General features: G+C 55.2%; 31 protein-coding genes and 1 other RNA gene. 23 read left to right on the top strand and 9 right to left on the bottom strand.

Going from position 1 to position 26927, the window contains the following annotated elements:
- Positions 1-12 precede the first annotated feature (12 nt).
- The 9 genes from yqjA (at position 13) to AB1E37_RS02930 (ending at position 4924) form a co-directional block, all read left to right on the top strand.
- Positions 13-675, top strand: coding sequence for a DedA family general envelope maintenance protein YqjA (gene yqjA / locus AB1E37_RS02970; protein WP_002917909.1), 663 nt, complete (start codon positions 13-15; stop codon positions 673-675).
- Positions 676-683: 8 nt separating this feature from the next.
- Positions 684-1061, top strand: coding sequence for an EnvZ/OmpR regulon moderator MzrA (gene mzrA / locus AB1E37_RS02965; protein WP_004218213.1), 378 nt, complete (start codon positions 684-686; stop codon positions 1059-1061).
- Between the two features lie 149 nt (positions 1062-1210).
- Positions 1211-1579: a DUF1090 domain-containing protein gene (locus AB1E37_RS02960; protein WP_002917914.1), complete on the top strand. Its 369-nt coding sequence runs from the start codon at positions 1211-1213 to the stop codon at positions 1577-1579.
- Between the two features lie 45 nt (positions 1580-1624).
- A complete protein-coding gene (locus AB1E37_RS02955) occupies positions 1625-1930 on the top strand; it encodes a YqjD family protein (RefSeq protein ID WP_002917916.1) in 306 nt (101 codons plus the stop codon).
- 2 nt (positions 1931-1932) lie between these two features.
- Positions 1933-2331, top strand: a complete 399-nt coding sequence (locus AB1E37_RS02950) for a phage holin family protein (protein WP_002917917.1) — start codon at positions 1933-1935, stop codon at positions 2329-2331.
- The gene (locus AB1E37_RS02945) at positions 2328-2624 is read left to right on the top strand and encodes a YqjK-like family protein (RefSeq protein ID WP_004181402.1); all 297 of its coding nucleotides are present in this window, start codon (positions 2328-2330) and stop codon (positions 2622-2624) included. The genes AB1E37_RS02950 and AB1E37_RS02945 overlap by 4 nt, the downstream gene beginning before the upstream one ends.
- 345 nt (positions 2625-2969) lie before the next feature.
- Positions 2970-3362 carry a DoxX family protein gene (locus AB1E37_RS02940; protein WP_002917920.1) on the top strand — a complete coding sequence of 131 codons (393 nt, stop codon included), beginning with the start codon at positions 2970-2972 and terminating at the stop codon, positions 3360-3362.
- Positions 3363-3442: 80 nt separating this feature from the next.
- On the top strand, positions 3443-4429 hold the full coding sequence (locus tag AB1E37_RS02935; RefSeq protein WP_002917922.1) for a glutathione S-transferase family protein: 987 nt from the start codon (positions 3443-3445) through the stop codon (positions 4427-4429).
- Between the two features lie 126 nt (positions 4430-4555).
- A complete protein-coding gene (locus AB1E37_RS02930) occupies positions 4556-4924 on the top strand; it encodes a DUF805 domain-containing protein (RefSeq protein ID WP_002917923.1) in 369 nt (122 codons plus the stop codon).
- A gap of 41 nt (positions 4925-4965) precedes the next feature.
- Here AB1E37_RS02930 and AB1E37_RS02925 read toward each other — a convergent pair whose 3' ends face one another.
- Positions 4966-5862 carry a LysR family transcriptional regulator gene (locus AB1E37_RS02925; protein ID WP_004144865.1) on the bottom strand — a complete coding sequence of 299 codons (897 nt, stop codon included), beginning with the start codon at positions 5860-5862 and terminating at the stop codon, positions 4966-4968.
- A 104-nt stretch (positions 5863-5966) separates the two neighbouring features.
- Here AB1E37_RS02925 and AB1E37_RS02920 point away from each other — a divergent pair, with 104 nt between their 5' ends.
- Positions 5967-6668, top strand: coding sequence for a pirin family protein (locus AB1E37_RS02920; RefSeq protein WP_002917925.1), 702 nt, complete (start codon positions 5967-5969; stop codon positions 6666-6668).
- A gap of 24 nt (positions 6669-6692) precedes the next feature.
- Positions 6693-6860: a hypothetical protein gene (locus AB1E37_RS02915; protein WP_002917926.1), complete on the top strand. Its 168-nt coding sequence runs from the start codon at positions 6693-6695 to the stop codon at positions 6858-6860.
- A 73-nt stretch (positions 6861-6933) separates the two neighbouring features.
- On the opposite strand, the gene AB1E37_RS02910 is transcribed toward AB1E37_RS02915, so the two are convergent.
- Positions 6934-7344 (bottom strand): Spy/CpxP family protein refolding chaperone, encoded by a 411-nt coding sequence (locus tag AB1E37_RS02910; protein WP_004149907.1) that lies wholly within the window; start codon positions 7342-7344, stop codon positions 6934-6936.
- 307 nt (positions 7345-7651) lie between these two features.
- Here AB1E37_RS02910 and AB1E37_RS02905 point away from each other — a divergent pair, with 307 nt between their 5' ends.
- The gene (locus AB1E37_RS02905; protein WP_004150939.1) at positions 7652-8116 is read left to right on the top strand and encodes an OB-fold putative lipoprotein; all 465 of its coding nucleotides are present in this window, start codon (positions 7652-7654) and stop codon (positions 8114-8116) included.
- 343 nt (positions 8117-8459) lie between these two features.
- Here AB1E37_RS02905 and rnpB read toward each other — a convergent pair.
- From rnpB to AB1E37_RS02880, 5 genes are all read right to left on the bottom strand, one after another.
- Positions 8460-8842: RNase P RNA component class A (gene rnpB, locus AB1E37_RS02900), an RNA gene on the bottom strand.
- A gap of 32 nt (positions 8843-8874) precedes the next feature.
- The gene (gene garK, locus AB1E37_RS02895; protein ID WP_004900844.1) at positions 8875-10020 is read right to left on the bottom strand and encodes a glycerate 2-kinase; all 1146 of its coding nucleotides are present in this window, start codon (positions 10018-10020) and stop codon (positions 8875-8877) included.
- Between the two features lie 64 nt (positions 10021-10084).
- Complete coding sequence (gene garR, locus AB1E37_RS02890; protein ID WP_002917952.1) at positions 10085-10975, bottom strand: 2-hydroxy-3-oxopropionate reductase; 891 nt, start codon at positions 10973-10975, stop codon at positions 10085-10087.
- A 26-nt stretch (positions 10976-11001) separates the two neighbouring features.
- Positions 11002-11772 carry a 2-dehydro-3-deoxyglucarate aldolase gene (gene garL, locus AB1E37_RS02885; RefSeq protein WP_004144873.1) on the bottom strand — a complete coding sequence of 257 codons (771 nt, stop codon included), beginning with the start codon at positions 11770-11772 and terminating at the stop codon, positions 11002-11004.
- A 26-nt stretch (positions 11773-11798) separates the two neighbouring features.
- Positions 11799-13130: an MFS transporter gene (locus tag AB1E37_RS02880; protein ID WP_004149911.1), complete on the bottom strand. Its 1332-nt coding sequence runs from the start codon at positions 13128-13130 to the stop codon at positions 11799-11801.
- A gap of 392 nt (positions 13131-13522) precedes the next feature.
- On the opposite strand from AB1E37_RS02880, the gene garD reads away from it, so the two are divergent.
- Positions 13523-15094: a galactarate dehydratase gene (gene garD / locus AB1E37_RS02875; RefSeq protein ID WP_002917960.1), complete on the top strand. Its 1572-nt coding sequence runs from the start codon at positions 13523-13525 to the stop codon at positions 15092-15094.
- Between the two features lie 54 nt (positions 15095-15148).
- Here the strand turns inward: garD and AB1E37_RS02870 are convergent, their stop codons facing one another.
- Both AB1E37_RS02870 and AB1E37_RS02865 read right to left on the bottom strand, forming a co-directional pair.
- Complete coding sequence (locus AB1E37_RS02870; RefSeq protein ID WP_002917963.1) at positions 15149-16099, bottom strand: sugar kinase; 951 nt, start codon at positions 16097-16099, stop codon at positions 15149-15151.
- Positions 16099-16902, bottom strand: coding sequence for a DeoR/GlpR family DNA-binding transcription regulator (locus AB1E37_RS02865; RefSeq protein ID WP_004218217.1), 804 nt, complete (start codon positions 16900-16902; stop codon positions 16099-16101). Before AB1E37_RS02865 ends, AB1E37_RS02870 begins: the two co-directional genes overlap by 1 nt.
- Positions 16903-17252: 350 nt before the next feature.
- Here AB1E37_RS02865 and AB1E37_RS02860 point away from each other — a divergent pair, with 350 nt between their 5' ends.
- The 10 genes from AB1E37_RS02860 (at position 17253) to AB1E37_RS02815 (ending at position 26901) form a co-directional block, all read left to right on the top strand.
- Positions 17253-18107, top strand: coding sequence for a tagatose bisphosphate family class II aldolase (locus AB1E37_RS02860; protein ID WP_050485662.1), 855 nt, complete (start codon positions 17253-17255; stop codon positions 18105-18107).
- 24 nt (positions 18108-18131) lie between these two features.
- Positions 18132-19046, top strand: a complete 915-nt coding sequence (pfkB, locus tag AB1E37_RS02855; protein ID WP_002917970.1) for a 1-phosphofructokinase — start codon at positions 18132-18134, stop codon at positions 19044-19046.
- 10 nt (positions 19047-19056) lie between these two features.
- Entirely contained in the window at positions 19057-20469 is a 1413-nt protein-coding gene (locus AB1E37_RS02850; RefSeq protein WP_117116847.1) for a PTS fructose transporter subunit IIC, read from the top strand.
- Between the two features lie 10 nt (positions 20470-20479).
- A complete protein-coding gene (locus AB1E37_RS02845; protein WP_002918068.1) occupies positions 20480-21295 on the top strand; it encodes an HPr family phosphocarrier protein in 816 nt (271 codons plus the stop codon).
- A 176-nt stretch (positions 21296-21471) separates the two neighbouring features.
- Complete coding sequence (gene gatZ / locus AB1E37_RS02840) at positions 21472-22743, top strand: tagatose-bisphosphate aldolase subunit GatZ (RefSeq protein ID WP_002918071.1); 1272 nt, start codon at positions 21472-21474, stop codon at positions 22741-22743.
- A gap of 14 nt (positions 22744-22757) precedes the next feature.
- The gene (gene gatA / locus AB1E37_RS02835; protein WP_002918116.1) at positions 22758-23225 is read left to right on the top strand and encodes a PTS galactitol transporter subunit IIA; all 468 of its coding nucleotides are present in this window, start codon (positions 22758-22760) and stop codon (positions 23223-23225) included.
- A gap of 26 nt (positions 23226-23251) precedes the next feature.
- Positions 23252-23536 (top strand): PTS galactitol transporter subunit IIB, encoded by a 285-nt coding sequence (gene gatB / locus AB1E37_RS02830; protein WP_002918119.1) that lies wholly within the window; start codon positions 23252-23254, stop codon positions 23534-23536.
- A 5-nt stretch (positions 23537-23541) separates the two neighbouring features.
- A complete protein-coding gene (locus AB1E37_RS02825; RefSeq protein WP_002918121.1) occupies positions 23542-24924 on the top strand; it encodes a galactitol-specific PTS transporter subunit IIC in 1383 nt (460 codons plus the stop codon).
- A gap of 49 nt (positions 24925-24973) precedes the next feature.
- A complete protein-coding gene (gene gatD / locus AB1E37_RS02820; RefSeq protein WP_032448135.1) occupies positions 24974-26017 on the top strand; it encodes a galactitol-1-phosphate 5-dehydrogenase in 1044 nt (347 codons plus the stop codon).
- A gap of 110 nt (positions 26018-26127) precedes the next feature.
- Positions 26128-26901 carry a DeoR/GlpR family DNA-binding transcription regulator gene (locus AB1E37_RS02815; RefSeq protein WP_002918124.1) on the top strand — a complete coding sequence of 258 codons (774 nt, stop codon included), beginning with the start codon at positions 26128-26130 and terminating at the stop codon, positions 26899-26901.
- Positions 26902-26927 lie beyond the last annotated feature (26 nt).

Below are 26927 nucleotides of genomic sequence, written 5' to 3'. Positions count from 1 at the left end.
CAGGAATCGTGAATGGAACTATTTACCCAGTTATTGAATGCCTTGTGGGCTCAGGATTACGAAACGCTCGCGAATCCCTCCATGATAGGCATGCTGTATTTTGTCTTGTTTATGATTTTGTTCCTTGAGAACGGGTTATTGCCTGCCGCGTTTTTACCGGGGGATAGTCTGCTCGTGCTCGTGGGCGTGCTGATCGCCAAAGGGGCGATGGGTTTTCCGGAAACCTTGCTGCTGCTCACCGCCGCCGCCAGCCTCGGCTGCTGGCTAAGCTATATTCAGGGGCGTTGGCTGGGTAATACGCGGATCGTGCAAAACTGGCTGTCACACCTGCCTTCGCACTATCACCAGCGTGCGCATCACTTGTTTCATAAGCATGGGCTCTCCGCGCTGCTGATCGGCCGCTTTATCGCCTTCGTACGCACGCTGCTGCCCACCATCGCCGGGCTTTCCGGCCTTAATAACGCCCGTTTTCAGTTTTTCAACTGGATGAGCGGCCTGCTGTGGGTGCTCATCCTGACCTCGCTTGGCTATCTGCTGGGTAAAACCCCGGTATTCCTCAAGTATGAAGATCAGCTGATGTCCTGCCTGATGCTCCTGCCGGTTGCCCTGTTGGTCTTCGGACTGATCGGCTCGCTGGTGGTACTGTGGAAGAAAAAATACAGAAGCCGGGGCTAATGATGGTCATGAAACGCCCTTCCCTGCGCCAGTTCAGCTGGCTGCTGGGTGGTTCTCTTCTGCTCGGCGCCCTGTTCTGGCTTTGGCTGGCGGTGCAGCAGCAGGAGGCCACGCTGGCGATACGCCCGGTTGGCCAGGGTATCGGAATGCCGGACGGTTTCTCCGTCTGGCATCATCTCGATGCCAACGGCATCCGCTTTAAAAGCATCACGCCACAGAAGGATGGTCTGCTGATTAAGTTCGATTCTACCGCCCAGGGCGCGGCGGCAAAAGAAGTTCTCGGCCGCGCTCTGCCACATGGTTATATTATTGCCCTTCTGGAGGACGATAACTCGCCCACCGCCTGGCTATCCCGCCTGCGCGACGCGCCGCATCGCCTCGGGTAAGCTGCCGCCAGACTGCGTTATTAACCCAGTCTGGTGGTTTCCCGCATTTGTTACTATGCTTAAACCTGCGGGAATCAACGCATTCACGTTCACCAACGGGAACGGGTATATCCTCCGGGTATCCCCTCAGACAATGGAAGGTACTATCCATGAAACACCGCATCGCTCTGCTTCTGGTCCTGACTTCACTTAGCGCCAGCGCCCTAGCCGCCTCTCCCTGCCAGGAAAAAGAGCAGGATATTCAACGAGAGATCAGCTACGCCGAAAAGCATCATAATCAAAGTCGCATTGATGGGCTAAATACCGCGCTACGTCAGGTTCGGGAAAACTGTAGCGACAGTAAACTCAAAGCCGATCATAAGCAAAAAATTGCCAAACAGCGGGAAGAGATCGCTGAACGTCAGCGCGATCTGCAGGAAGCCCGGAAGAAAGGCGATGCGGACAAAATTAACAAACGCCAGCATAAACTCAATGAAGCGCAACAGGAGTTAAAAACGCTGGAGTCTCGGGATTACTAATCACCATTAACTTTCGCAACACGGACCACGCTACAGGAGAACGACATGGCTAAAGAGAATGTGACTGACGACCTTCGTGCAGAACTGAAAACGCTGGCGGATACCCTGGAGGAAGTACTAAATTCCTCGGCGGACAAGTCGAAAGAAGAGATGGGTAAACTGCGCAGTAAAGCCGAGAGCGCGCTGAAAGAGAGCCGCGCTCGTTTGGGTGAAACCAGCGAAGCGATTCTTCGTCAAACTCGTGAGACCGCCGCGCGAGCGGATGATTATGTTCGCGAAAATCCGTGGACTGGGGTAGGAATTGGCGCCGCCGTCGGGCTGGTGCTGGGTGTCCTGCTGTCGCGTCGCTGATTATGGCGAATACTCAACACACGCAGGGACCGGGTCAGCGCGTTTTCTCCATTGGTCAGCGCATCGTCACGCTGCTGGTCGAAATGGTGGAAACGCGGCTGCGTCTGGTCGTCGTGGAGCTGGAGGAGGAGAAAGCCAACCTCTTCCAGCTGCTGATCATGACTGGACTGACGCTGCTGTTTGCCGCGTTTGGCCTCATGAGTCTGCTGGTGCTGGTTATCTGGGCCGTTGACGCTCAGTACCGCCTGCACGTGATGATCGCCACCACCGTTGTGCTGCTCCTTGCCGCCGCGATCGTGGGTATCCTAACCCTACGTAAGGCGCGCCGATCCACGCTGCTGCGTCTAACGCGTAAAGAGCTGGAGAACGACCGTGCCCTTCTGGAGGAGGATAAATCGTGAATGGCCGACAGGAGCGTGAACGGCACAAGGCGCAGCTGCTGCGCCAGATCCAGCAGCAACGGCTGGAGCTCAGCGCCTGCCGCCGTCACTGGCACGAGGCGACTGCGCCCCTCGACCGCGGCTGGCATACGCTGCTGAGTTTACGTTCGTGGCTGATGGTTGGCAGCGGTCTGATGGCCGTATGGTCCGTACGACATCCGCATTTTTTAATGCGCTGGACCAAACGCGGACTCGGACTGTGGAGCACCTGGCGCCTGGTGCGCGGGATCCTGCGCCAGTCGGCAGTTCGCTAGCGGCCCTGAGCGTGGGCGCTTTCCCTGGCGCCCACGCTCTGCCATTTCCTTGTCCGTTACCACACCCTATTCGCAGCAACATGCGCCTTTTCCGTAGCGCGCCCTTCTCTACGACGCTCTTTACCTCACGCCATACCAGGACCGGTGGTGGCCCATCGCGTTCGGTACACTTTCGCCTCCGCGTACTGATTGCTCAGAAACTTTGAAATAGATCTACAGTTTTCCTTGCTAACAATTCCCTCTCCGCCTCGCTACTATCCTCTCCATCGACAGCAACACCGCGTAACTACGCGGGATTGCACTAAAAAACAAAACCGCCGCCCTTTGGGTTTTCTGGAGTAACAAATGAAAAAATTAGAAGATGTTGGTGTATTGGTAGCGCGTATTCTGATGCCGATTCTGTTTATCACTGCAGGATGGGGCAAAATCACCGGTTATGCGGGAACCCAGCAGTATATGGAAGCCATGGGCGTCCCGGGCGCGCTGCTGCCGCTGACCATCCTCCTTGAGTTCGGCGGCGGTCTGGCGATTCTGTTCGGTTTCCTGACCCGGACCACCGCGCTGTTCACTGCGGGCTTTACGCTGCTGACCGCGTTCCTGTTCCATAGCAACTTTGCGGAAGGCGTGAACTCGCTGATGTTCATGAAGAACCTGACCATTGCGGGCGGTTACCTGCTGCTGGCCATTACCGGACCGGGCGCCTTCAGTATTGACCGTGTACTGAATAAGAAATGGTAAGCGCACTATACTGAATGAATGAAAAAAGCGAGGAGACCACTCCTCGCTTTTGCTATCTGTAGTCTGAAGGAGGAGCAAAGATGGGACAATTAGTCGACGGCGTCTGGCAGGATACCTGGTATGACACAAAATCCACCGGTGGGCGTTTTAAACGTTCCGTTTCCGCCTTCCGTAACTGGCTGACCGCCGACGGCGCGGCTGGCCCCAGCGGTGAAGGCGGTTTTGCAGCGGAAAAGGATCGCTATCATTTGTATGTTTCTCTCGCCTGCCCGTGGGCGCATCGCACGTTAATTATGCGTAAATTAAAAGGTCTGGAGCCTTTTCTCCCCGTATCCGTGGTCAATCCGCTGATGCTGGAAAACGGCTGGACCTTTGACGATAGCTTCCCGGAAGCCACCGGCGATACCCTCTACCAGCATGACTTTCTCTATCAGCTGTATCTGCACGCCGACCCGCACTACACCGGACGCGTGACCGTGCCGGTGCTGTGGGATAAAAAACAGCAGACCATCGTCAGCAATGAGTCGGCAGAAATCATCCGCATGTTCAATACCGCCTTCGATGGCCTTGGCGCCCGGGCCGGGGATTACTACCCGCCAGCGCTGCGGGAACAAATCGATGAGCTGAACGGCTGGATCTATGACAACGTCAACAACGGCGTGTATAAAGCCGGCTTTGCCACCAGCCAGCAAGCTTACGACGAAGCGGTGGATGCGGTCTTTACCTCGCTGGAGCGGCTGGAGCAGATCCTCGGCCAGCATCGCTATCTGACGGGCAATCAGCTAACGGAAGCCGACATTCGCCTGTGGACAACGCTGGTACGCTTCGACCCGGTATATGTGACCCATTTTAAATGCGATAAACGGCGCATCAGCGATTACCTCAATCTGTATGGTTTCCTGCGCGACATCTACCAGATGCCGGGTATCGCCGAGACGGTGAGTTTTCCGCATATCCGTCACCACTATTACCGCAGCCATAAAACCATTAACCCTACCGGTATTATTTCCATTGGGCCGCAGCAGGATCTCAACGAACCGCACGGTCGCGATCAGCGCTTCCGTTGATCTGTCGGGCGCCAGTGATGGCGCCCAATAATTCAGAAAACAGATATTTACCCACCATTCATTCACGTCTATTCTTATTGCGATCGCTTAAAAAACAAGTGATTGACGGTTAATTGAGGCGTAGAAATGGACTGGTATCTCAAGGTATTAAAAAACTATATAGGATTTGGCGGCCGTGCGCGGCGCAAAGAGTACTGGATGTTTATTCTGGTCAACCTCATCCTGACCGGCGTATTGAGCATCATCGATAAAATGCTGGGCTGGCAGCGGGCTGGCGGCGAAGGCATTCTGACCACTATCTATGGCGTACTGGTCTTTTTACCGTGGTGGGCGGTGCAATTTCGCCGTCTGCATGACACCGATCGTTCGGCCTGGTGGCTATTGCTGCTGTTGATCCCGGTCATCGGCTGGCTGGTGATCCTGATCTTTAACTGCCAGCGCGGCACCGAAGGCAATAATCGCTTCGGGCCCGATCCGAAACCCTTTTCCTACTAATCTTCCTGCTCCTCCCGCTAGCGGGAGGAGCGTCTTCATCACTATCTGCCGGCAAACAGCTTGGGGATCTCACGCAGACACCAGGACTTCGCTTCGCCCATACTGTCCCGTCGCCAGGCCATGATAATGTCAATTTCATTGGTGTATTCCGGGCTGACGACCCGCAGGCGACCTTCGGCAATATCCTTCTCCACCAGCGGATAGGGCATAGTCGCCACGCCCAGTCCGGCCAGTAGCGCCTGACGTTTATCTTCTATCGTACTCACCGTTAAACGCGGCTGTTTATCCAGCAGTTGAACGGTGAGAACGGGCCGCTCGCGCGCGGTATCCGCCACCGCGACGCCGCGGTATTTCACGCGAGTAACCTCAGAGAGCGGCTCCGGCTCCTGATGGATCGGGTGATCCGGCGCCGCGACGTACACACTGAGCACCGAATAGAGTTTGCGCGAGTTAATCTCCGAAGAGGAACGAAAATGCATATCCGGTGCGACAACGATATCCGCCCGCCCCTGCTCCAGCCGCTCCCAGGCGCCGGCCAGCACCTCAGTGATAATCGACAGCTGGGTGTTTGATTTAGTCGCCAGTTTCTCAATCAGCGGAAACAGATCCGGAGTGGGCACCAGCGCTTCGGTAACGATCGTCAGGTGGGTTTCCCAACCACGCGACAGGGCTTCAGCATCGGTGGTGAGTTTATCCGCCGCTTCAAGCAGCACGCGCCCGCGCTCCAGCAGCATTCTTCCAACGTTAGTGAACTTCGTGCGATGACCTGAGCGGTCAAACAGCACCACGTCCAGTTCCTCCTCCAGTTTTTGCATGGTGTAGCTCAGGGCGGAAGGCACGCGTCCCAGCTCATCAGCCGCGGCAGCGAAGCTTCCGCGCCGGTCGATCGCATCCATCACGCGTAACGCTTCCAGCGTTAATGCTCTCTCTTTGGCCATCGCTTTCTCATTCAGGAAATTTGAACATACCGGGCAGAATATCTGGCTAACAATACAGCGTCCATACCTTTACCATTGATTTAGTGTAAAGAGAGGTCAAGAACATGATTACTACCCGAACAGCCAAACAATGCGGACAAGCAGACTTCGGCTGGCTGCAGGCCCGCTACACCTTCTCCTTTGGCCACTACTTCGACCCGAAATTACTGGGCTTCGCATCCTTGCGCGTCCTCAACCAGGAAGTGCTGGCGCCCGGCGCTTCCTTCCAGGCCAGAACGTACCCAAAAGTCGATATCCTGAACCTGATTCTGGAAGGCGAAGCGGAGTATCGCGACAGCGACGGCAACCACGTGCAGGCCAAAGCCGGTGAAGCGCTGCTGATCGCCACCCAGCCTGGCGTGAGCTATAGCGAGCATAATCTGAGTAAAGAGCAGTCGTTAACGCGAATGCAACTTTGGCTTGATGCCTGCCCGCAGCGGGAAAACCCGCTGCAGCAGAAAATCAATGTCGCAGACGCGACGCTGCAGCTGCTGGCCTCTCCGGAGGGCGGGGATAACAGCCTCCAGCTTCGCCAACAGGCCTGGGTCTACCATATCGCGCTTGAGAAAGGTGAGCAGATCAACGTGCAATTACATGGTCCACGCGCCTACCTGCAGTCGATTCACGGCTCCGTCCATGCCGTCGCACAGGAACAGCAAAAGCAGGCTCTCACCTGCGGTGACGGCGCATTTATTCGTGACGAAGCTAACATTACCCTCGTCGCCGATACGCCGCTGCGCGCTTTGCTGATAGATTTACCGGTGTAACAACGGAAGTGATGGAGTCTGTCAGTGAGTAAGAAGAAAAACAGAAAAAAGGCGTCACCAACGCCGTTAGCCCCGGTGCAACCGCAAGTCGCCGGGGCCGCCAGCTTTGGTTATGATGAGATGCTTAGCGAACTGGAAGCCATTGTTGCCGAAGCGGAGATCCGCCTGCGGGATGAAGAAAGTCTCGCCTGAAACGGCAAAATGGCTGGGTTGATTTTCATTAATGGCCTGAAGAAGATATCGGCCCCGCGAGGGGCCGATGGCATTATTCACTCAGCGCGTCGGCAAGATCTTTTTTCACCTGCGTGCGCTGCTCCGGCGTCAGTACCTTATTCACCTCAAAATAGTACTTCACGCGGTAATAACGCACCTGCTGATCAATCTTGCTGAAGGCCGCCAGCTGATCGTTGACCGCTTTTTCATCCCATTTACCGGAATCAATCACGTTTATCAGAGCCCCGTCTTTAATTTCCTGTTGGGAAATCTGCTGGACATTACTCTCCAACTGCTGATGCAGGCTTTTAATTTTCGCAACCTGATCGTTGGTAAGTTTTAAGTGCTGAACAATAGGATCCTGCGCCGGTGCTGGCGCCGCCTTAACGTCTGCGGCCTGAGCAGTGATAGAGAAACCGGTGGTCAACAGCGTGGCAAAGGCAATACGGGTTATCAATTTCATTTTTTTTCCTGAAGTAAAGGTGGCAGAAATAGCGGATTATTATTTTACAGGGCGCAGTGAATAAATGTAAAAAATGATAGCCAAACATTATATATATCCACAGCACTAATATACTTCACTAAAACATATAAAATATGAATACCGTGTTAACTTATATAGTTGACGCCCTAACATCACCAGGTTTTATTTTAATTTCAACAGCAGGCAAAATATTTGACAGTGGTGACTTTTCCTTTAATTTAATTAGCGCATATTACGTTATCCAGCGCATCAAGGATATCATTTAAAAATAGATAAGGAGATTGAGATGTTATTACGTTTTCGCGTATTACCGCTGGTTTTTGTCATCTCGCTGTTAAGCGGCTGCGGCCTGGCTTCTAAAGCCTTTTATTCCGCGGGAGACAAATTATTTCAACCCGGAGATGACGCCGTCGCTTCGATGCAGACGTATTCAGTGGCTCAGTTCCTGCAGCCGTTTACTCTCAATCCGGCGAAGGCCAGCAGCGATTATCTGGGTAAATGGGTCAAGGTACGCGGGGTGATTGTCGACATTCGTCGGAAGAGCGGTATCGCCGGCAGCTACTATTTTATCGTGACCATGCGAGATGAACAGAATAAAACGGATAAACGTCTTACCTTTAATTTTGGCTCGCATAACAGCGCAGACGTAGAGGCTTTAAGCAACGGCAGCGTCGCTACGATCGTCGGCCAGGTTCATCAGGTGCAAGATTCCACGATCCCGACGCTACAGAATCCTAAGGTGGTTAAATAACGGTAGCTGACCGATAAGCCGCGTTCTTTTGGGCGTCGTGGACAGTTATTCATCCTGTCCCCGCTTATTCGAATAGCAAAAACCCCGCCGAAGCGGGGTTTTGATATAAAAAGGTGAAACTGACCGATAAGCCGCGTTCTTTTGGTATAGCGTCGTGGACAGTCATTCATCCTTTCTCCGCTATTCGAATAGCAAAAACCCCGCCGGAGCGGGGTTTTGACATAAAAAGGTGAAACTGACCGATAAGCCGCGTTCTTTTGGTATAGCGTCGTGGACAGTCATTCATCCTTTCTCCGCTATTCGAATAGCAAAAACCCCGCCGGAGCGGGGTTTTGACATAAAAAGGTGAAACTGACCGATAAGCCGGGTTCTGTCGTGGACAGTCATTCATCTAGGCCAGCAATCGCTCACTGGCTCAAGCAGCCTACCCGGGTTCAGTACGGGCCGTACCTTATGAACCCCTATTTGGCCTTGCTCCGGGTGGAGTTTACCGTGCCGCGGACTGTTACCAGCCGCGCGGTGCGCTCTTACCGCACCCTTTCACCCTTACCTGATCCCGCTTGCGCGGGCCATCGGCGGTTTGCTCTCTGTTGCACTGGTCGTGGGCTGTGACACCCCCCAGGCGTTACCTGGCACCTTGCCCTATGGAGCCCGGACTTTCCTCCCCTCCGCCCGTCTCCCCCCGAAGGAGGACGACGACGAAGCGGCGACTGTCTGGTCAGCTTCGGCGCGCAGTATAGAGGGTTTACCGCCCGTTGTCATCCCTCAGTGGTCATCCCAACCTGCAGGGTGGCAGCAATATTACGCGACGCGCGGTAAATATTATCAAACGCCCCGCGAAATGCCTCTTCCAGCGTCGAAACGGAAGTTAACACGCTGAATACGGCATCGATACCGTGCTGGTGAACCACGCCGACATCGTGAGTCAGGCTGCCAGCAATACCGATCACCGGCTTACGGTATTTCTTCGCCACCCGGGCCACCCCCACCGGCACCTTACCGTGAACAGACTGGCTATCGAGCCGCCCTTCCCCGGTGACCACCAGTGAGCAGTCATGGATCTGCTCTTCCAGCTTCAGCGCCTCGGTAACGATCTCAATCCCGCTGCGCAGCTCCGCATTGAGAAAGGCCATCAGCGCCGCGCCCATGCCGCCGGCCGCTCCCGCGCCGGGGATCGACTTCACGTCCACCTGCAGCGACGCCTTAATGACGTCGGCATAATGCGCCAGATTACGATCCAGCTCGACGATCATCGCCTCGGTCGCCCCTTTCTGTGGGCCAAAGATCCGCGACGCCCCACGCTCGCCCACCAGCGGATTGGTAACATCGCAGGCCACATGGATCATCCTGTCACGTAAGCGCGGATCGATGGCGGAAAGATCGATCCGGCTCAGACGGCTCAAACTGCCCCCGCCATGGCCGATCTCTTGTCCCTCGGCGTCACAGAGGCGGGCGCCTAGCGCCTGCATCATACCCGCCCCACCGTCGTTGGTCGCACTACCGCCGATGCCGATAATGATCCGTTCCGCACCATGCTCCAGCGCCTGTAATATTAGCTCCCCGGTACCCCGTGAAGTGGTGATGAGCGGGTTACGTTTGTCGGGCGGAACGAGCCCCAGACCGCTGGCTGCCGCCATCTCAATAAACGCGGTGACGCCGTCGCCGGACATGCCCCAGCAGGCCTTCACTCTCTCACCCAGCGGACCCGTTACCCATGCGAAATGTTCCTTTCCCTGGGTGGCGGCAATCATGGCTTCCACCGTTCCCTCGCCGCCGTCGGCGACGGGCAGGGAAACATACTGTGCATCAGGGAAAATTTCCCGAAATCCTTTTTCTATCGCCTGAGCTACCTCGCTGGCAGACAGGCTTTCTTTGTAAGAGTCTGGGGCAATGACGATTTTCATAATTTTGTAGCCTGACAGCGCCGCGCAAGGCAAGCATAACAGGGCGCGCAGGGCGCCCTTCTTGTTAGCGAGTGACTTCCACTTTCGCCAGTTTTTCGTAATAGCACGCCAGCGCGCTATGGTCTGCAGTGCCGAGACCGTCCGCGCGCAGCGCCTGCATCATCTCCATCACCGCCGCCGTCAGCGGCAGTTGGGCGCCCACGCCGTGTGAGGTATCCAACGCATTGGCCAGATCTTTAATATGCAGGTCGATACGGAAACCCGGTTTGAAGTTACGGTCCATCACCATCGGGGCTTTGGCATCCAGCACGGTACTGCCCGCCAGACCGCCGCGAATAGCCTGATAAACCAGATCCGGATTGACGCCGGCTTTAGTCGCCAGGGTCAGCGCTTCAGACATCGCCGCGATGTTCAGCGCGACAATCACCTGGTTAGCCAGTTTGGTGACGTTGCCCGCGCCAATATCGCCGGTATGCACTACGGAGCCGGCCATCGCTTTCATCAGATCGTAGTATTTATCGAAGATCGCTTTATCGCCGCCGACCATGACCGACAGCGTGCCGTCGATGGCTTTCGGTTCGCCGCCGCTCACCGGCGCATCCAGCATATCAATACCTTTGGCTTTCAGCGCTTCGCTGATTTCCCGACTCGCCAGCGGCGCAATGGAGCTCATATCGATCACCACAGTGCCCGGTTTCGCCCCTTCAATAATGCCGTTTTCACCCAGCGCCACCTCTTTAACATGCGGAGAGTTCGGCAGCATGGTGATGATCACCTCGCACTGTTCGGCAATCGCTTTCGGCGTCGTCGCGGTCTCAGCGCCAGCGGCGATCACGTCGGCAATCGCTTCCGGGTTACGGTCAGACACCACCAGCGAGTAACCTGCTTTCAGCAAATTTTTGCTCATCGGTTTGCCCATAATGCCAAGACCGATAAAACCTACTTTGATTGTCATAATGTTCTCTCTCTTCATCCTGGTGATTATTTTTTAAACGCGTCGGCAAGTTTCTGGGTTGCAGAACGGAAGACGCCCAGATCGCTGCCAACGGCGACGAAGGTCGCGCCCCATTCCAGATAGCGGCGCGCATCGGCTTCCACTGGCGCCAGAATGCCGCTTGGCTTACCGTGCTTCTTCGCGCTGGCGAAGATATGTTGGATAGCGCGCTGCACCTCAGGATGGGAGGCATTGCCCAAATGGCCTAAGGCGGCGGCCAGGTCGCTCGGGCCGACAAACACACCGTCCACGCCCTCGGTCGCGGCAATCGCCTCGACGTTGTCCACTCCGGTCTGGCTCTCAATCTGCACCAGAATGGAAATGTTCTTGTTGGACTGGGCGAAGTAGTCCGGCACGGTGCCAAACATATTGCCGCGGTGGGAAACGGAGACCCCGCGGATCCCTTCCGGCGGATAACGGGTCGAAGCCACCGCCTGCGCCGCCTGTTCAGCCGTCTCGACAAACGGCACCAGGAAGTTATAGAAGCCGATGTCCAGCATGCGCTTGATGATGATGGGTTCATTGGTCGGCACACGGACTACCTGCGCGCTGGAGCTACCTTTCAGGGCCATCAGCTGCGGAATGAGCGTGGTGACGTCGTTTGGCGCGTGTTCCGCGTCCAGCACCAGCCAGTCGAACCCCGCCAGACCCAGCACCTCGGTGCTAATCGGGTTAGCCAAAGCGCACCAGCAGCCAATCTGCACCTGATGCGCCGCCAGCGCGGCCTTAAATTTGTTCGGAAAAATTGCGTTATCCATGATTTTTACCTTGCGTTAATCGTTGCTTACTTCTGCAATTCCATACGTTTGATATCGCCAACCACAAACAGGTAGCAGACCATCATCATCAGCGCGGAGCCGCCAACAAAAATCAGTGCGCCATTAAATGAGTGCAGTTCGCTCACGATGTAGCCAATAACCAGCGGCGTGGCGATCGAGGCCACATTGCCAAAGACGTTGAATACCCCGCCGCACAGGCCAACAATCTCCTTCGGCGCGACATCCGAGATGACCGGCCAGCCCAGCGCGCCAAAGCCTTTGCCAAAGAACGCCAGCGCCATCAGCGTAATGACCAGCGGCGTGCTGGCCGTGTAGTTACACAGGATGATGGACGACGCCAGCAGCATTCCCAGCACAATGGGCAGCTTACGCGCAAAAGTCAGCGTGCAGCCGCGGCCAATCAGATAATCCGAAAACAGCCCGCCCAGTACGCCGCCAGCAAAGCCAAACAGCGCCGGAATCGAAGCCACAAACCCCACTTTCAGAATCGACATTCCCTTGTCCTGCACGAGGTAGATCGGAAACCACGTCAGGAAGAACCATGTAATGGTATTCAGGAAATACTGACCGAAAAATACGCCTAACATCATTCGGTTAGTCAGCAACTGGCGGATATAGTCCATCTTCGGCCCGGCCGCCGGGGTGGCCTCTTTTTTATGGTCCATATCGACCACTGCGCCGCCTTCTGAGATATATTTCAGCTCCGCGGCCGACATTCGCGGATGATCGGTGGGGTTATGCACAAACTTCACCCAGATGATGGTGAGCACAAACCCTATTATCCCCATCACGGTAAAGACATGTTCCCAGCCCAGCGCGAAGGTCAGCCAGCCGAGCAGCGGCGAGAACAGAGCCAGCGAGAAGTACTGAGCGGCATTAAAGATAGCTGAAGCCGTACCCCGCTCTTTGGCCGGAAACCAGGCCGCCACAATGCGGGCGTTGGCGGGAAACGAGGGCGCTTCGGAAAAGCCCAGCATAAAACGCATAAAGAACATGGAGACCCCGGCCCAGGCGAGCGGGAACACATCAATAAAGCCTTGCAGGAAGGTAAACAGTGACCAGAAAAACAGACTGTATGAATAAACCTTTTTCGAGCCAAATTTATCCAGCAGCCAGCCGCCAGGGATCTGCATCAGCAGATAAGCCCAGCCGAAGGCGGAAAAAATGTATCCCATCGACACCGCGCTGAGCCCCAGCTCTTTCGCGACTTCAGTACCGGCGATAGACAAGGTCGCGCGGTCGCCATAGTTCACTGCCGTCACCACAAATATCATCAACAGAATTAAATAGCGGGTCGGTATTCCTTTTTTTTCATCTAATGTAGAATCCAAAATCATTTAGACATTCCTCGGGCACAGAATACCTTTTATAATTGTTTTAAGTGGTTTCTGATTTATTTAAAAGACGATATTGAAACTGTCTATTCGCATATCGATCACCTCAAAAACATGACTCAGTATAATCAGCACGCCCCCGCCAGACACTATGCATACCCACAATATAAAGTTATTATTTAAAGCCATAATTGTGCTTATGCCATAAGTCATGGGCGCTAATCCACACTTCTTACGATTGCCTGTCCTGCAGAGGTTAGCGTCATAAAAAGGAGTGATGCCGATCACATTTTAAAATCAACTCAGCTGACATCCTTTATTCCATCATACTGATATGTAGCAAATGAATTAGCGTTTTATTTTATTATTAGCACCTGTTTGGAGATGACTGGACAATGGCTGACATTGCAATTCGACAACAATCGCCGACCGCGTTTTATATTAAAGTTGACCCGACAGATAATGTGGCGATTATTGTCAACGATCGCGGCTTAACCGCCGGAACGCGTTTCCCGGACGGCCTGACGCTCGTCGAGCATATCCCGCAGGGTCACAAAGTTGCCCTGGTGGATATCCCCGCCCATGGTGAAATCATCCGCTACGGCGAAGTCATTGGCTATGCCGTACGCGATATCCCGCAGGGAAGCTGGATTGACGAGTCGCTGGTGGAGCTGCCCACCGCCCCGCCGCTGAATACCCTGCCGCTGGCCACTAAAGTGCCTGAACCGCTACCGCCGCTGGAAGGTTACACCTTCGAAGGCTACCGCAATGCTGACGGCAGCGTGGGTACCAAGAATCTGCTGGGTATTACCACCAGCGTGCACTGCGTCGCTGGCGTGGTCGATTACGTGGTGAAAATCATTGAACGCGACCTGCTGCCAAACTATCCCAACGTCGATGGCGTGGTGGGCCTGAATCATCTCTACGGCTGCGGCGTGGCGATTAATGCGCCGGCGGCGGTAGTGCCGATTCGCACCATTCATAATATCGCCCTCAACCCAAACTTCGGCGGCGAGGTGATGGTCATTGGCCTCGGCTGTGAGAAGCTGCAGCCGGAACGCCTGCTGCAGGGCACGGAAGACGTCAAAAGTATCCCGGTGGACAGCGCCAGCATCGTCAGCCTGCAGGATGAAAAGCATGTTGGTTTTAAATCGATGGTCGATGACATTCTGCAGGTCGCCGAGCGCCACCTGGCGAAACTGAACCAGCGCCAGCGGGAAACCTGCCCGGCCTCTGAGCTGGTGGTCGGGATGCAGTGCGGCGGCAGCGACGCCTTTTCAGGCGTGACCGCCAACCCGGCGGTAGGTTACGCGTCCGACCTGCTGGTGCGCTGCGGGGCGACGGTGATGTTCTCGGAAGTGACCGAAGTACGCGACGCCATTCATCTGTTGACCCCGCGGGCGATTAACGAAGAGGTCGGTAAACGTCTGCTGGAAGAGATGGCCTGGTACGATAACTATCTTGATATGGGCAAAACCGACCGCAGCGCTAACCCCTCCCCCGGCAACAAGAAAGGCGGTCTGGCCAACGTGGTGGAAAAAGCGCTGGGGTCGATTGCCAAATCAGGGAAAAGCGCCATCGTTGAGGTGCTCTCTCCGGGGCAGCGTCCGACCAAACGCGGCCTCATTTACGCCGCAACCCCCGCCAGCGATTTTGTCTGCGGCACCCAGCAGGTAGCCTCTGGCATCACGGTGCAGGTATTCACCACCGGTCGCGGTACGCCGTACGGGCTGATGGCGGTACCGGTGATAAAAATGGCGACCCGTACCGAGCTGGCCAACCGCTGGTATGACTTAATGGACATTAACGCCGGGACCATCGCCACTGGCGAAGAGACGATTGAGGATGTCGGGCGGAAGCTGTTCGAATTTATTCTCGACGTCGCCAGCGGACGCAAAAAAACCTTCTCCGATCAATGGGGCCTGCACAACCAGCTGGCGGTATTTAACCCGGCGCCGGTAACCTGATCGAGAGCGTAAGGATTTAACCACTTTTAGCCCGGATCTATCCGGGCTTGTTGGTTAGGGATGCTGGGCGGCAAGAAAAGCGCTGATCTCCGCCTGCGTCGAGGTGCCTTCCATGGGGCCGCGTTGGCTAATCGCCAGCGAGCCGCTGGCGTTTGCCCATCTCAGCGCCTCCCGGGGCGTGGCGCCATTGAGGAACAGACTAACAAAAGTGGCGCCAAAGCAATCCCCGGCACCTGTCGGATCCACCACCGGCACGCTGAAGCCGGCGACATGGTGCGTCTCGTTGGCGCTAAAGTAGCTTGCGCCACGCGGCCCGCGTTTAATCACCACATGCTTCACGCCGCGTTTCAGTAGCTTATCAACCAGGACCTGCTCATTGCGTTCCGGATTGAGACCAAAGTAATCCAGCTCGCCATCGCTCGGCAGGAAGATATCGGTGTAGTCGAGGATATATTCAAAGGCCTGCGACATCTCCGGGATGTTCAGCATCTCTTTGCGAATATTTGGGTCGAACGATACTGTGCCGCTGCGGCCTTTAATGTTTTCAATCGCTTTACGCATCGCATCGATAATACGGAACGAGAATAGCGATGACCCCATAATATGAAAATGCTGACACTGATTTAGCAACGCTTCGTCAATGTGGTCGGCAGTCAGCAGACCGCAGGCGCTGTTAGGCATATTAAAAATAAAATCGCGCTGCGCCTGGCTACGATAGCTGACGAAGGCGCTACCGGTAGTCGCTTTCTGCAGCATAGCGATGCCGTTGACGTTGACGCCGTCTTTCTCCAGCCGCGCAATATTCATCTCGCCAAATGCGTCGTTGCCCACACAGCTAAACAACACGGAGCCGAAACCCAGCTTTGCCACCTGATCGGCAAATATTGCCGGCGCCCCGCTGGGATAGGGCCCCCAAAATTCACCGGGACGGGAAAACCCCTGATTCTCTTCCTTGGCGAGAAACTCCACCAGCAGCTCGCCGATGGTGCAAATGGTTACGTTCATCACCGCTCCTGGTTTGTCTTATGCAAAGCCGTGTTGAGCCATGTCAGGCATTCATTGTTGGTATAGCTGTTGGTCAAACCCGCGGCGAGGAAGCAGGCATGGTACTCTGCCGCGACGACCTGAGGGGTCACGACGCTGCTGATCTGCTGTAATTCACCCACAGCATAACGTTTCTCGCCATAGACCGGCCGGGAAGCGACAATCGCAATGACTCGTTTACTCTGGGCCACCGCTTCGCTTAACAAATGTGCCGTAACCTCGTTACGCACGCTTAGCGTGCCGTCTTCAGCAATGTGGTCCACCGCTATCAGCGCACGTGAAGGGCGGTAATGACCCAACGCCTTCAGCGCCAGTTCGCCCTCCACAATCCGCCCCTGACCGGACAACACCCCGCCAAGCAGAACGGTTTCCCCATTTAAAAACTCCTGCGCCAGCGCGACGTGGCCCAGATCATTTAATAGCAGGCAAAGCTCTTCTCTGTTGGCCAGAAAGGGGATCACTTTACGCAAAATGGAACCCTGGCCTAGAAACAGCGTTTCGCCATTTTCTATCTGCGCCGCCACCTGGCGAGCCATTTCCGTCTCCAGCGCTTTATCTCTGACGGCAGGCGCTTCTCGGGTCATCGCAACCGGCGCGCCAGCCTGGGCGGTATAAATCGCCCCGCCAAAAGAGCGTTTCAAGTAGCCCTGCTGCTCGAGGTAGTTGAGATCGTTACGGATTGTCACCCCGGAAACAGCCAGCATTTCTGCCAGATCGTCGACTTTGATCTCGCCGTTCTTACGAACGATCTCTGCGATGTCCAAGCGCCTTTTCAGCAGGCTGGTTGACGGTTTTGCCACGGTTTATGCCTTATTATTTTCTCCTGGAATAACTTTCATTTTTAAATTTCCCTGGTGCAATGTCAAACCGCGGCTGTATACCCACTCCGCCATAAATAAAATAATCAATAATAATCATATTGTTACAAAAGCACACCTTCCCGGCGAAAACTTTAAAAAAGAAACATTAAAAATATTATTAACTTTCATTTTAAAAATCAATTCATCATTGTGTGCGGTTGATCACACCTAAAAGCCGAGACGATCGTTACATTACTTTCAAATTGAAGGTTATTAGAGACAAATAACTTACAACTTGAAAGTAGAGGACTAAAATGTACATCATTTCCAGTAAAAACATGCTGTTGAAAGCTCAACGACAGGGTTATGCCGTGCCGGCTTTCAATATCCATAACCTCGAAACCATGCAGGTCGTCGTTGAAACGGCAGCTGAGCTACGCTCCCCCCTGATCCTTGCCGGCACGCCCGGTACCTATAGCTATGCCGGCACCGGCAACGTGGTAGCGATCGCCAGCGATCTGGCGAAAAAGTGGGATCTCCCGCTCGCTCTGCACCTCGATCATCATGAGGATCTGGCTGATATCACGCGCAAAGTCCAGGCAGGGATCCGCTCGGTCATGATCGATGGCTCTCACTCGCCGTTCGAAGAGAACGTGGCGCTGGTAAAAAGCGTGGTGGAGTTGAGCCACCGCTATGATGCCAGCGTAGAAGCCGAGCTGGGCCGTCTGGGCGGGGTAGAAGACGATCTGGTGGTCGATGCTAAAGATGCGCTCTATACCAACCCCGAACAGGCCCGCGAATTTGTCGCTCGTACCGGTATTGATTCGCTGGCCGTTGCCATCGGTACCGCGCATGGCCTTTACACCGCCGAACCGAAGCTTGATTTTGAGCGCCTGGCGGCTATTCGCGACCGCGTTGACGTTCCGCTGGTCCTGCATGGCGCTTCCGGCCTGCCGGATAGTGATATTCGCCGCGCCATTTCTCTGGGCGTCTGCAAAGTCAACGTCGCCACCGAACTAAAAATTGCTTTCTCGGATGCGCTGAAAGCCTACTTCCTGGAAAATCCGGGCGCCAACGATCCTCGCCACTATATGAAACCGGCGAAAGCGGCAATGAAAGAGGTCGTTCGCAAAGTGATTCACGTTTGTGGCTGCGAAGGACAACTGTAATCAGCGGATCGAAGGAGCCTTGTCGTGATCCACACCCTGACACTGAATACCGCGATTGATATGAATATCTTTTGCGATCCGCTCCAGCCGGCGGCAGTCAACCGCACCCGGCAGACGGAATATTGCCCGAATGGTAAAGGGGTTAACGTCTCGCTGGTATTACATCATTACCAGCAGCCAACCCATGTCATGGGCATATTCGGCGGTTTTACCGGCCGCTATATCGTTGAGGAACTACGCAAACAGCATATTAACGTCACGCCGGCATGGGTCGCTGAACCCACCCGTATTAATATTTTTATTAACGACGGCAGCGATGAATACAAACTGGTAAATCCCGGCGCGCGGATTGACGATGAAGGAAAAGAACAAATTCTTCATCATTTACAGTGCGTCGCGCCTGGTGATTATTTAGTTATCAGCGGCAGTCTGCCACCGGGAATAGAGAGCCGGTTTTATAGCGAGATTCTGGTGCTGTGTCAGCAAAAAGGGTGTGAAGTCATCTTAGATATCAGCCACCCGGTGCTGCGCCAGCTGTTGGAGTGGCGTCCGCTATTGATTAAGCCCAATGACGACGAGCTGAAAGAGATCTTTGGTCTGGATGTCAGCAGCCCCCGGCGGGTACGCGAAGCAATGCAAACGCTCCACCAGCTCGGGGCTCGCAATGTTCTGCTGACCCTTGGCGCGCAAGGGCTCTATTTTTCGAACGGCGCGCAACTGTGGTTCTGCTCGGCACCGAAAATCGAACTGGTCAGCTCGGCCTGCGCCGGCGATGCCGCGCTGGGTGCATTCCTCAGCCATTGGCTTAACACAGACGATATTCCCCAGGCCCTGGCGCTGGCCAGCGCCACCGGCGCTGATGTGGCCGCCTCCGCCGGGCTGGGTAAATTAAACCGTACGCAAGAATTATTACAACAACTTCAGATCGTCCAATTATAAAGGTCCGATTATGAAAAAAATTATTGCCGTGACCGGCTGCCCTACAGGTATTGCTCATACATTTATGGCTGAAGAGGCCTTAAAAACCGCAGCGAAAAAATTAAATGTTGAAATAAAAGTCGAAACCAATGGCGCTTCCGGCGTAGAAAACGCCATTACGCCGGAAGACCTGAAGGATATTTATGGCGTGATTATCGCTGCCGATAAAGATGTTAATGCCGAACGTTTTAATGGTTTACCGGTTATTGAGGTGCCGGTTAAAGAAGCCATTCACCATCCGGCGGAATTAATTAATAAAGTCGTTAACGGTCAGGCGCCGCGTCGTCAGGGATTCTCCGCGGCAACGGATCCAGACGAGAAATATGAGCGAGAATCGTTCGGCCGACAGATTTACAAACATCTGATGAGCGGCGTTTCCAACATGCTACCGTTCGTTGTCGCCGGCGGGATCTTAATCGCTGTTTCTTTCTTATGGGGTATCTACTCCGCCGACCCGAATTCACCGCAGTATAACGTGATTGCCGCCACGCTGATGAAAGTCGGTCAGCAGGCGTTCTCGATCATGGTGCCGGTGTTTACCGCCTACATTGCCTGGTCGATATCTGGCCGCCCTGGCATGGTTGCCGGTTTTGTCGGCGGTCTGCTGGCGAACGCCACAGGCGCCGGATTCCTCGGTGGGATCATCGCCGGTTTTGCCGCCGGGTATTTTATGCTGCTGATCCGTCATCTGCTCGACGGTCTGCCGCGCCAGTACGAAGGGCTGAAGTCGATCTTTATTATGCCGCTGATAGGCGTCCTGGTGATCGGCGTGATGATGGTCCTGCTCGGCCAGCCGGTGGCAGCGATCAACAATGGCATGATGAACTGGCTCAGCTCTTTACAGGAAGCCAACCCGATCCTGCTGGGGATCGTGGTAGGCTCAATGTGCTCCTTCGACTTCGGCGGGCCGGTCAACAAAGCGGCCTATGTCACCGGTACGTTGCTGCTGGGTCAAGGTAACTACTTTTTTATGGCCGGTGTATCTGCCGCCTGCATCACGCCGCCGCTGGTCATCGCTCTGGCGACCACGTTCTTTCCGAAAGGCTTTAGCGAGGAGGAACGCGCCGCCGGGATGGTCAACTATATCCTCGGCTGTACGCACATTACCGAAGGTGCGATTCCCTTTGCCGCCAAGGATCCGCTGCGGGTGATCCCGATGATGATGATCGCCTCCTCAATTTCTGCGGTACTCAGCTACAGCCTGCATATTCAGGTTCCGGCACCGCACGGCGGCTTCTTAATCCTGCCGCTGGTCAGTAAACCGTTGATGTGGGTGCTGTGCATTCTCGCCGGTTCCGCCTGCGGGGCACTTATGCTGGGATGCTGGCGGCTGTGGCAAAAACGCACTAACAAAGCGACAGCTCTTGCTGGCGCCATGAAATAAGGAGCAAGCTATGCAACTAACTTCTGCCGATATTTGTTTCGATCGTCAGGTCAAAACAAAAGACGAGGCGCTACAGCGTGTCGTTGCAGCCCTAACCCATGCCGGACATACGCGGGCAGACTATCTACAAGGCATGCGCGAGCGCGAGGGGCAAATCAGCACCTATCTGGGCAACGGCATTGCCATTCCCCACGGTACGCCGCACAGTCGCGACGCAGTGCTTAAAACGGGCGTTAAGGTGCTGGCTTGTCCGCAGGGGGTTGACTGGGGTGAGGAGCAAACCGCCTATCTGATTGTCGGTATCGCGGCTCAGGACAATGAGCATCTCGATATTTTGCGCCAGCTCACCCATGCTCTGGGCGATGATCGAGTACCTGAGGCGCTGACGCGCGCTGATACCCCCCAGGCGGTGCTGGAAATTCTCGCCGGCGACATTCCTCTGCCAGCAGGCGAAGAACCACAACCCGCGCCGCAATTTGACGAAGAGGCCACCTTTACCCTGCGTAATCCGCACGGGCTACATGCCCGTCCCAGCGCGGTGCTGGTGAAAGCCGTCAAGCAGTGGCGATCGCAAATCCGGGTCGAAAACCTTGATACGCGCTCCGCCATTGTTGATGCCAAGAATCTGATGCGCGTCGTATCGCTGGGCGCCAAACAGGGTCATCGTCTGCACTTTATGGCCAGCGGCAACGATGCGCAGCAGGCGTTAAAAGCCATTGGTGACGCTTTTAACGCCGGTCTCGGCGAAATTGCCGCCCAGCCGCAGCAGGTCTCCCAGGAAGCCGTCAAAACGAAACGCAGCTGGCTATCCCGAATATTTAGTTAATTTTCAATTAATTAAAAACGCCCTGTCTTCCTGGTCAGGGCGTTTTTGTCTCGAAAGACGTTACCTTTCACTGCGTTACAACACTATTTATCGATGCAGATCACAAATCAAAATAAAGCCATTTGCGACCAAAACAAAACATAACGAATATATTCGAAAGAAAACGGAGGTTGTAAATGAAAGACATTATCACTCGCCATAAGTCAGGCGAACATATCGGCATCTGTTCAGTATGTTCGGCGCATCCGCTGGTTATCGAAGCGGCGTTACGTTTCGACCTGTCGACCAACAATAAGGTGCTGATCGAAGCGACGTCCAACCAGGTGAATCAGTTTGGTGGCTACACCGGCATGCAGCCGGCCGATTTCCGCGACTTCGTCTACAACATCGCGCGTACCGTCGGTTTTCCGGCGGAGCGCATTATTCTTGGCGGCGACCATCTTGGACCGAACTGCTGGCAAGACGAACCGGCCGCCGTGGCGATGGAAAAATCAATCGACCTGATCAAAGCCTACGTCGCCGCCGGCTTTAGTAAAATCCATCTCGATGCATCAATGTCCTGTGCTGACGATCCGGTGCCGCTGGATCCTGGTGTGGTTGCTGAGCGCGCCGCTCGCCTGTGTCAGGCTGCCGAAGAGACCGCCAGCGATGAGCAAAAGCGCCACCTGACCTACGTCATCGGGACCGAAGTTCCGGTTCCCGGCGGCGAGGCCAGCACCATCGGCAGCGTACATGTCACCCGGGCGCAGGATGCCGCCGCGACGCTCGAAACCCATGAAGCCGCCTTCCGTAAGCTGGGGCTCGACGCCGCGCTGGAGCGAGTTATCGCCATCGTCGTGCAGCCCGGCGTGGAGTTCGACCATACGCAAATCATTCATTACCAGCCGCAGGAAGCGAAAGCGCTCTCCGCCTGGATCGAAAGCACCCCGATGGTCTACGAAGCGCACTCTACCGACTACCAAACCCGCCAGGCTTATCGTGCGCTGGTCCGCGACCACTTCGCCATTCTGAAAGTCGGCCCGGCGCTCACCTTTGCCCTGCGTGAAGCCATCTTTGCCCTCGCCCAAATGGAAAATGAGCTGATCGCCCCGGAGTCTCGCAGTCGCGTGATGGAGGTGATCGACGAAGTGATGCTTAACGAACCCGGCTACTGGAAAAAATACTATCGCCCCACCTGGAGCCAGGCGATGGTCGATATCCACTTCAGCCTTTCCGATCGTATCCGTTATTACTGGCCGCATCCGCGTATTCGCCAAAGCGTTGAGAAACTTATCGCTAATCTGACCGACGCTAAGCTACCGCTGGGGCTTATCAGCCAGTATATGCCGGTGCAGTTTGAACGACTGTCGCTGAATGAACTGAACGCCGAGCCGCACGCGCTGATCCTCGACAAAATCCAGGATGTCCTGCGTGCCTATCGCTACGGCTGTTCTTCTGAAACCGCGTGAAGTTAAGAGGATATATGAGTCAACTGTTTGTTCGTACCGGCATTCATTTCAGTTCCAGTCAGCAGGCACTGGAACACATTGGCGCAGAGATGCTGGCGCGAGGCGTCGTACATGACAGCTATCCCGCCGCCCTGCTCGAACGCGAAGCGACTTTTCCCACCGGCATCGCCCTGGAGAAGCATGCTGTCGCTATCCCGCACTGCGAAGCGATCCACGCGAAATCACCGGCCATTTACCTGATACGTCCGGACATGCCGGTCTCTTTTCAGCGCGCTGACGACGACGGCGAAATCGACGTTTCGCTCATCATCGCGCTGATTGTTGAAAACCCGGCGGCACAGCTGAAGCTGCTGCGCCGGTTATTTAGTGAGCTACAAAATCCGCACACGCTGGAGGCACTGCTCGCCGCTTCCGACGATCGGCTGCCGGTGCGGTTCCAGCAATTAATCCTTGAGCCCGAGCTTAGCGCCGTGGCTTCATAAGATACTGATAATAAAAGGGGTACCCTATGAAACGTAAAGTTATCGTCGCCTGCGGCGGTGCCGTCGCCACCTCCACGATGGCGGCAGAAGAGATTAAAGAGCTGTGTGCAGACCACAATATTGAACTGGATTTGGTGCAGTGCCGGGTCAATGAAATCGAAACCTACATGGACGGGGCGGACCTGATCTGCACCACCGCGCGCGTGGAGCGGACCTTCGGCGACATTCCGGTGGTGCACGGCATGCCATTCGTCTCGGGCGTCGGCATTGAAGCCTTACAACAGAAAATCCTCGGCATCCTCGCGGAGTAAACGCCATGTTTAGCGAAATCATGCGTTATATCCTCGATCTCGGTCCGACGGTGATGCTGCCGATCGTGATCATTATCTTCTCCAAATTACTGGGGATGAAGCTTGGGGATTGTTTTAAATCCGGTCTACATATCGGGATCGGGTTTGTCGGCATCGGGCTGGTCATTGGCCTGATGCTCGACTCCATCGGCCCGGCGGCAAAGGCGATGGCGGAGCATTTCCAGATTAATCTTCACGTGATAGACATCGGTTGGCCGGGTTCATCACCGATGACCTGGGCGTCGCAAATCGCCCTGGTGGCGATCCCGGTGGCCATCGCGGTCAATATCGTGATGCTGGTTACCCGTATGACCCGCGTGGTGAATGTTGATATCTGGAACATCTGGCATATGACCTTTACCGGCGCAATGCTGCATATCGCGACCGGGTCGTACTGGATAGGTATTCTCGGCGTGGTGGTGCATGCTGCTTTTGTGTATAAGTTGGGCGATTGGTTTGCCAAAGATACCCGCGATTTCTTCGGCCTCGAGGGTATTGCGATCCCGCACGGCAGTTCGGCGTATTTAGGGCCGGTTGCCGTCCTCGTGGATACCATCATCGACAAGATCCCCGGTCTTAACCGTATTCACTTTAGCGCCGATGACATTCAGAAACGCTTCGGCCCCTTCGGTGAACCGGTTACCGTTGGCTTCGTCATGGGGCTGGTGATTGGCGCGCTGGCGGGTTACGACCTGAAGGGCATTCTTCAGCTGGCGGTGAAAACCGCAGCGGTGATGCTGCTGATGCCCCGGGTGATCAAACCGATTATGGATGGCCTCACCCCGATAGCCAAACAGGCGCGTAAACGTCTGCAGGCTAAATTCGGCGGCCAGGAATTCCTGATTGGTCTCGATCCGGCGCTGCTGCTCGGTCATACCTCGGTAGTCTCGGCCAGCCTGATTTTCATCCCGCTGACCATTCTTATCGCCGTCGTGGTCCCTGGCAACCAGGTTCTGCCATTTGGTGACCTGGCCACCATCGGCTTCTTCGTAGCGATGGCAGTGGCTGTACATCAGGGCAATCTGTTCCGCACGTTGATTTCCGGGGTCATCATTATGGGAATCACCCTGTGGATCGCCACCCAGACCATTGGCCTGCACACCCAGCTGGCGGCAAACGCCGGGGCCCTGAAAGCCGGCGGCATGGTGGCCTCAATGGACCAGGGTGGTTCGCCGATTACCTGGCTGCTGATCCAGCTCTTTACCTGGCAAAATGTGGTTGGCTTCGCGGTCATCGGCATCATCTATCTGGCCGGCGTTCTACTGACCTGGCGTCGCGCTCGCGGCTTCATCGCCGCGGAAAAAGCAGAAAAAAGCGCTGCCCCGCAACAAAGTACAGGCATGTCTTGATCTAAAAGGGGAGCGTTCGCTCCCCTGAATCTTATAGCTGGAGAATGTTATGAAATCAGTGGTAATCCATGCTGAGGGGAACGTCTGCGTTGAAGAACGCCCTATCCCCACGCTGCAAACGGAAAACGATGTCCTGGTCAAAGTGGTCAGTTCCGGGTTATGCGGCTCCGATATCCCGCGCATTTTCGCCAAAGGGGCGCATTACTACCCTATTACGCTGGGGCACGAATTCAGCGGTTATGTGGAATCCTACGGCGCGGCGGTAACCGACCTGCAGCCCGGCGATGCCGTCGCCTGCGTGCCGCTGCTGCCTTGCTTCCAGTGCCCGCAATGCCAGCGCGAGTATTTCTCTTTATGTAAACAGTATCAGTTCGTCGGCTCACGCAGCGAAGGCGGCAACGCCGAATATGTGGTGGTAAAGCGCGCCAACCTGTTCCGCCTGCCGGACCAGATGCCAATTGATGATGGCGCGTTTATCGAACCGATAACCGTTGGCCTGCACGCTTTTCATCTGGCGCAGGGCTGTGAAGGTAAAAACGTGATTATTATCGGCGCCGGCACCATCGGCCTGCTGGCGCTACAGTGCGCCCGCGAACTGGGCGCCAACAGCGTCACGGCGATCGATATCAATCCGCAGAAGCTGGAGCTGGCCAAAACCCTCGGCGCAACCCATGTGTTCAACAGTCGCGAGATGAGCGGCCAGGCGATTCAGCAGGCGCTGGAATCCATTCAGCTCGACCAGTTAGTCCTCGAGACCGCCGGTACGCCGCAGACCGTCGCGCTGGCGATTGAGGCCGCCGGTCCGCGGGCGCAGCTGGCGTTGGTTGGCACGCTTCATCACGATTTAACCCTCCCGGCAGCCACCTTCGGGCAGATTCTGCGTAAGGAGTTGAATATTGTGGGTAGCTGGATGAACTACTCTGGCCCGTGGCCGGGAGAAGAGTGGCAAACGGCCACCCGTCTGCTGACTGAAAAACGCCTGCAGCTGGCGCCGCTGATCGCCCATCGTGGCGACGCAGAAAGCTTCGCTCGTGCAGTGCAGGCGCTCAACGGCGCGCCAATGCAAGGCAAAATCCTGCTCAAACTCTCTTGACCGCCCGAGCCAGCCATCAGCGCTGGCTCATCCAACCTTTCGAAAATTATCGTTCACCTTTCGTTACCCTTCGATTACACTGAGATGAGTTAATTATCAGGCAAATCAAGATGAACTCATTTGAACGAAGGAACAAAATTGTCGATATGGTGAATACGCAGGGTAGCGTATTGGTTCTAGACCTTTCGAATCTCTTTGGCATCTCTGAGGTAACGATCCGCGCCGATCTCCGCTTACTGGAAGAAAAAGGACTGTTAACCCGTTTTCACGGCGGCGCCGCCCGTGCGGGTAGCGACCTGACCGACGCCGAGAATCAGGAAGTGGTGCTTGAAGACCGCTATCAGCTTGCCAGCGATCCCAAAAAGCGCATCGCCCATGCCGCGGCAGCGATGATCCGTGAAGGTATGACGGTGATCCTCGATAGCGGTAGCACCACTCTTCTTATCGCCGAAGCATTAGTACGGATGACCAATATCACCGTCATCACCAACAGCCTGCCCGCCGCGTTTACTCTGGCAGAAAATAAAGATATCACCCTGGTGGTGTGCGGCGGTACCGTGCGGCACAAAACGCATTCGATGCACGGCACGATTGCCGAACGTTCGCTGCAAGGTATTTGCGCCGATTTGATGTTTGTCGGCGCCGACGGTATCGACGCCACCAATGGCATCACCACCTTTAACGAAGGCTACTCCATCAGCAGCGTGATGGCCGCCGCCGCGCATCAGGTGATCGCCGTGCTCGACGCCAGCAAATTCAATCGCCGGGGCTTTAACCAGGTACTGCCGATGGAAAAGATAGACTGCGTGATCACCGACGACGGCATTAGTGAAAATGACCGTGCAGCGTTAAGCAGCAAAAAGGTGGAACTGAAGATAGTGTAATTGCACGCTGAGTGGAACATCATGGC

Source organism: Klebsiella sp. Shm-1, from assembly GCF_040804525.1.
GTDB classification, from domain to species: Bacteria; Pseudomonadota; Gammaproteobacteria; order Enterobacterales; family Enterobacteriaceae; genus Klebsiella; species Klebsiella pneumoniae.
The sequence above is the reverse complement of the archived record's forward strand: the minus strand, read 5'-3'. Positions and strand labels throughout refer to the sequence as shown.

Bases quoted from the DNA above. Each gene is read 5' to 3' on its own strand.
- yqjA (WP_002917909.1), top strand. From the start codon at position 13: ATGGAACTATTTACCCAGTTATTGAATGCCTTGTGGGCTCAGGATTAC.
- mzrA (WP_004218213.1), top strand. From the start codon at position 684: ATGAAACGCCCTTCCCTGCGCCAGTTCAGCTGGCTGCTGGGTGGTTCT.
- AB1E37_RS02960 (WP_002917914.1), top strand. From the start codon at position 1,211: ATGAAACACCGCATCGCTCTGCTTCTGGTCCTGACTTCACTTAGCGCC.
- AB1E37_RS02955 (WP_002917916.1), top strand. From the start codon at position 1,625: ATGGCTAAAGAGAATGTGACTGACGACCTTCGTGCAGAACTGAAAACG.
- AB1E37_RS02950 (WP_002917917.1), top strand. From the start codon at position 1,933: ATGGCGAATACTCAACACACGCAGGGACCGGGTCAGCGCGTTTTCTCC.
- AB1E37_RS02940 (WP_002917920.1), top strand. From the start codon at position 2,970: ATGAAAAAATTAGAAGATGTTGGTGTATTGGTAGCGCGTATTCTGATG.
- AB1E37_RS02935 (WP_002917922.1), top strand. From the start codon at position 3,443: ATGGGACAATTAGTCGACGGCGTCTGGCAGGATACCTGGTATGACACA.
- AB1E37_RS02930 (WP_002917923.1), top strand. From the start codon at position 4,556: ATGGACTGGTATCTCAAGGTATTAAAAAACTATATAGGATTTGGCGGC.
- AB1E37_RS02925 (WP_004144865.1), bottom strand. From the start codon at position 5,862: ATGGCCAAAGAGAGAGCATTAACGCTGGAAGCGTTACGCGTGATGGAT.
- AB1E37_RS02920 (WP_002917925.1), top strand. From the start codon at position 5,967: ATGATTACTACCCGAACAGCCAAACAATGCGGACAAGCAGACTTCGGC.
- AB1E37_RS02910 (WP_004149907.1), bottom strand. From the start codon at position 7,344: ATGAAATTGATAACCCGTATTGCCTTTGCCACGCTGTTGACCACCGGT.
- AB1E37_RS02905 (WP_004150939.1), top strand. From the start codon at position 7,652: ATGTTATTACGTTTTCGCGTATTACCGCTGGTTTTTGTCATCTCGCTG.
- garK (WP_004900844.1), bottom strand. From the start codon at position 10,020: ATGAAAATCGTCATTGCCCCAGACTCTTACAAAGAAAGCCTGTCTGCC.
- garR (WP_002917952.1), bottom strand. From the start codon at position 10,975: ATGACAATCAAAGTAGGTTTTATCGGTCTTGGCATTATGGGCAAACCG.
- garL (WP_004144873.1), bottom strand. From the start codon at position 11,772: ATGGATAACGCAATTTTTCCGAACAAATTTAAGGCCGCGCTGGCGGCG.
- AB1E37_RS02880 (WP_004149911.1), bottom strand. From the start codon at position 13,130: ATGATTTTGGATTCTACATTAGATGAAAAAAAAGGAATACCGACCCGC.
- garD (WP_002917960.1), top strand. From the start codon at position 13,523: ATGGCTGACATTGCAATTCGACAACAATCGCCGACCGCGTTTTATATT.
- AB1E37_RS02870 (WP_002917963.1), bottom strand. From the start codon at position 16,099: ATGAACGTAACCATTTGCACCATCGGCGAGCTGCTGGTGGAGTTTCTC.
- AB1E37_RS02860 (WP_050485662.1), top strand. From the start codon at position 17,253: ATGTACATCATTTCCAGTAAAAACATGCTGTTGAAAGCTCAACGACAG.
- AB1E37_RS02850 (WP_117116847.1), top strand. From the start codon at position 19,057: ATGAAAAAAATTATTGCCGTGACCGGCTGCCCTACAGGTATTGCTCAT.
- AB1E37_RS02845 (WP_002918068.1), top strand. From the start codon at position 20,480: ATGCAACTAACTTCTGCCGATATTTGTTTCGATCGTCAGGTCAAAACA.
- gatZ (WP_002918071.1), top strand. From the start codon at position 21,472: ATGAAAGACATTATCACTCGCCATAAGTCAGGCGAACATATCGGCATC.
- gatA (WP_002918116.1), top strand. From the start codon at position 22,758: ATGAGTCAACTGTTTGTTCGTACCGGCATTCATTTCAGTTCCAGTCAG.
- gatB (WP_002918119.1), top strand. From the start codon at position 23,252: ATGAAACGTAAAGTTATCGTCGCCTGCGGCGGTGCCGTCGCCACCTCC.
- AB1E37_RS02825 (WP_002918121.1), top strand. From the start codon at position 23,542: ATGTTTAGCGAAATCATGCGTTATATCCTCGATCTCGGTCCGACGGTG.
- gatD (WP_032448135.1), top strand. From the start codon at position 24,974: ATGAAATCAGTGGTAATCCATGCTGAGGGGAACGTCTGCGTTGAAGAA.
- AB1E37_RS02815 (WP_002918124.1), top strand. From the start codon at position 26,128: ATGAACTCATTTGAACGAAGGAACAAAATTGTCGATATGGTGAATACG.